General features: G+C 63.5%; 3 protein-coding genes. 1 reads left to right on the top strand and 2 read right to left on the bottom strand.

From position 1 onward, the window contains the following. Positions 1-44: 44 nt before the first annotated feature. Positions 45-911: an aldo/keto reductase family oxidoreductase gene (locus OC610_RS24820; protein WP_264431653.1), complete on the bottom strand. Its 867-nt coding sequence runs from the start codon at positions 909-911 to the stop codon at positions 45-47. Positions 912-1,012: 101 nt separating this feature from the next. On the opposite strand from OC610_RS24820, the gene OC610_RS24815 reads away from it, so the two are divergent. After that, a complete protein-coding gene (locus tag OC610_RS24815; RefSeq protein ID WP_264431651.1) occupies positions 1,013-1,942 on the top strand; it encodes a LysR family transcriptional regulator in 930 nt (309 codons plus the stop codon). Here OC610_RS24815 and OC610_RS24810 read toward each other — a convergent pair. Then, entirely contained in the window at positions 1,900-2,718 is an 819-nt protein-coding gene (locus OC610_RS24810) for an aminoglycoside adenylyltransferase family protein (protein ID WP_264431656.1), read from the bottom strand. The two genes, OC610_RS24815 and OC610_RS24810, sit on opposite strands and share 43 nt — an antisense overlap. Positions 2,719-2,847 lie beyond the last annotated feature (129 nt).

Raw genomic sequence — 2,847 nt, 5'->3', positions numbered from 1 at the left:
GTGTCAGCCATTTACCCGCGCGCAATGATTGCCGGCGCGCGTCTTCAGTCAACCAACCCATCCAACTCAGCCAGCATCTGCGCCGGGATCTTCAGTTCGCTCGCCGAGAGGTTTTCCCGCAGGTGCGCCACCGACGAGGTGCCGGGAATCAGCAGCATATTCGGCGCACGTTGCAGCAGCCACGCCAACGCGACGCACAGCGGTGACGCCCCCAGGCGCGCCGCTACGCTCGACAGGGTTTGCGACTGCAGCGGCGTAAACCCGCCCAATGGGAAAAACGGCACGTAGGCGATGCCTTGCTTGCCCAGCTCGGCAATCAGTTGTCCGTCGTCACGATGGGTCAGGTTGTAGTGATTCTGCACGCACACCACCTTCGCGATGCCCTGGGCCTGCTTGACCTGGGACGCCGTGACGTTGCTCAGGCCCAGATGCCGGATCAGGCCCTGACGCTGCAACTCGGCCAGCGTCGAGAACTGTTCTTCGATGTCGTCATCGGCGGGTGCATGCAGATTGCCCCAGGCGCGCAAGTTGACCACGTCCAAGGCATCCAGGCCGAGGTTGCGCAAGTTGTCGTGGACTGCGCGAGTCAGCTCGGCCGGGCTGTGGGCCGGGTTCCACGACGCATCGGCACCGCGCACGGCGCCAACCTTGGTCACGATGACCAGATCCTCGGCGTAAGGGTGCAACGCTTCACGAATCAACCGATTGGTGACATGGGGCCCGTAGAAGTCGGCGGTGTCGATATGGTTGACGCCCGCCGCCACCGCTTCGCGCAGCACGGCGATGGCCGCTGCCGGATCCTTCGGTGGCCCGAACACCTGGGGCCCCGCCAGTTGCATCGCGCCATAGCCCATACGCTTGACCGTCCGCTCGCCCAGTTGAAAAGCCCCTGCTGTGTCTGCCCTGCTCATCTCGTACCCCTTGGATTAAATGTGCCTGGGCCGACTATAGGCGTTGACCACTCCACTGATAATCAGGTGCAATCCGAACGGGTTGTACGGCGGAGAGAACAATGGCGACGGATATCCAGGACTTGCTGTCCTTTGTGGCGGTGGTCAATGCGGGTGGGTTTCGTGAAGGCGCGCGGCTCAGCGGCAAATCCGCGTCCAGCCTCAGCGATGCTGTACGCCGCATCGAAAGCCGCCTCGGCGTGCGCCTGCTCAACCGCACCACCCGCAGCGTGGTGCCGACCGAGGCCGGCGCACGGTTGATGGAACGCATCGTGCCGGCCTTGGGCGAAGTGGAATCGGCCCTGGACGTGGTCAACGATTTTCGCGACCGCCCCTCCGGCACCCTCAGGCTGAACGTGCCGGTCAGCGCCGCCCGGCTGGTGCTGCCCGCGATCATCGCGCCGTTCCTGAAAAGCTACCCCGACATCCGACTTGAAGTGGTGACGGAAGAAAGCTTCGTCGACATGCTCGCGGCCGGGTGTGACGCCGGCATTCGCTACGACGAACGCCTTGAGCAGGACATGATCGCCATTCCCATCGGCCCGCGCTTGCAGCGCTTCGCCACCGCCGCCTCGCCGGCGTACCTCGACGCCCGGGGCCGACCCGAGCACCCGCGCGACCTGCTTCAGCACGCCTGCCTGGCCGGCAAATTTCCCAGCGGCGCCATGCCGCTCTGGGAGTATGAACGTGACGGGGAAACCATCAGCGTCGAGCCGAACGGCCCGTTGATCGTGCGCATCGGCGGCGCCATGGACCTGGCGGTACAAGCGGCCATCGACGGCCTGGGTGTCGTCCATTTGTTCGAGGATTGGCTGCGGCCGTACCTGGACAGCGGCGTACTCGAGCCGGTACTTGAACCGTGGTGGCAGCGCTTTACCGGACCGTTTCTCTACTACCCCGGGCGCCGCTACCTGCCCTCGCCGCTACGGGCATTCGTGGACTTCATCAATCAGAACCGGGACGGCTTAACGTCGGCACGGAGCCGGGCATAGAGCCGGTCGATCTCCTGTCGCGCATGCGCCACGAACGCCCTGACCTGTCCAGGTTTGTCAGCGAGATCATCAGTCGACCGCCCAAGATAGACGCCACGGGCCGTATCCAGCACGGATCGATGGGCCTGGGGCAAACGGTCCAGCAGCCATGCCGCCGCCTCGTCCTTGGGCGCGATGTCGCCTGTCTCGAGGGTCAGCCAGATGCGCGCCAATGCCAGCACCACGTTGCACTGTTCATCCTGCCAATCGGCGTCTTCGTTCCATTGTGTGGTGGTGTCGTACAGCGCCCGTGTCAGGTCAGCCTCCGGCACCGGGCTGAGCATTTGATCAATCGGGGCGCCGAACAGGCAAACGCTGTGCTGCCTGGCCTTGGTCAACAAGATGACCAGGTCATGGTCCTCCATGGCGAGCTCGAAGTGCCCAATCTGCAAGTCCTCGCGCAACCACTCCCCGAACTGCAACTCGCGCACCGGTGGATATCGCCACGGGACGATCGCCTCCAGGGCGACCACCGTCACTTCCAACGGCCGGAGCGAATCGGTCGGCGGCGAAGCCGAGACGCTCAGCAGATCCTTCATCAGCCCACGACTCACGGAGTCAGGCAATTGCAGGTCGACGAACACCAGCAGATCGATGTCGCTGTTGGGCTTGAGGCCACCGTCCACCGCTGAGCCAAACAAGAGGACGGCGCGCAGTTCCGGGCCAAGATGACGCTTCAGCACCTCGAGCGCTCGGGAAACCTGCGAATTGATTTCAGTAGGTAATTGAGGCGTCATAAGCATTCGACACAGCCTGGAAAAGTGTCAGTTTTTTCCAACTGCACCTGCAAAGGCAAGCACCTTCCGGCCACCTTCCACCTATTTTCAAGCCGAACCACCGCTATCGCGAGCAAGCTCGCTCCCACA

This window comes from Pseudomonas agronomica (assembly GCF_025917275.1).
Taxonomy (GTDB): domain Bacteria; phylum Pseudomonadota; class Gammaproteobacteria; order Pseudomonadales; family Pseudomonadaceae; genus Aquipseudomonas; species Aquipseudomonas agronomica.
This window is presented reverse-complemented; position numbering and strand designations above follow the sequence as displayed.

Excerpts from the sequence above, each read along its gene's own strand:
- OC610_RS24820 (WP_264431653.1), bottom strand. The coding sequence starts at position 911 with ATGAGCAGGGCAGACACAGCAGGGGCTTTTCAACTGGGCGAGCGGACG.
- OC610_RS24810 (WP_264431656.1), bottom strand. The coding sequence starts at position 2,718 with ATGACGCCTCAATTACCTACTGAAATCAATTCGCAGGTTTCCCGAGCG.
- OC610_RS24815 (WP_264431651.1), top strand. The coding sequence starts at position 1,013 with ATGGCGACGGATATCCAGGACTTGCTGTCCTTTGTGGCGGTGGTCAAT.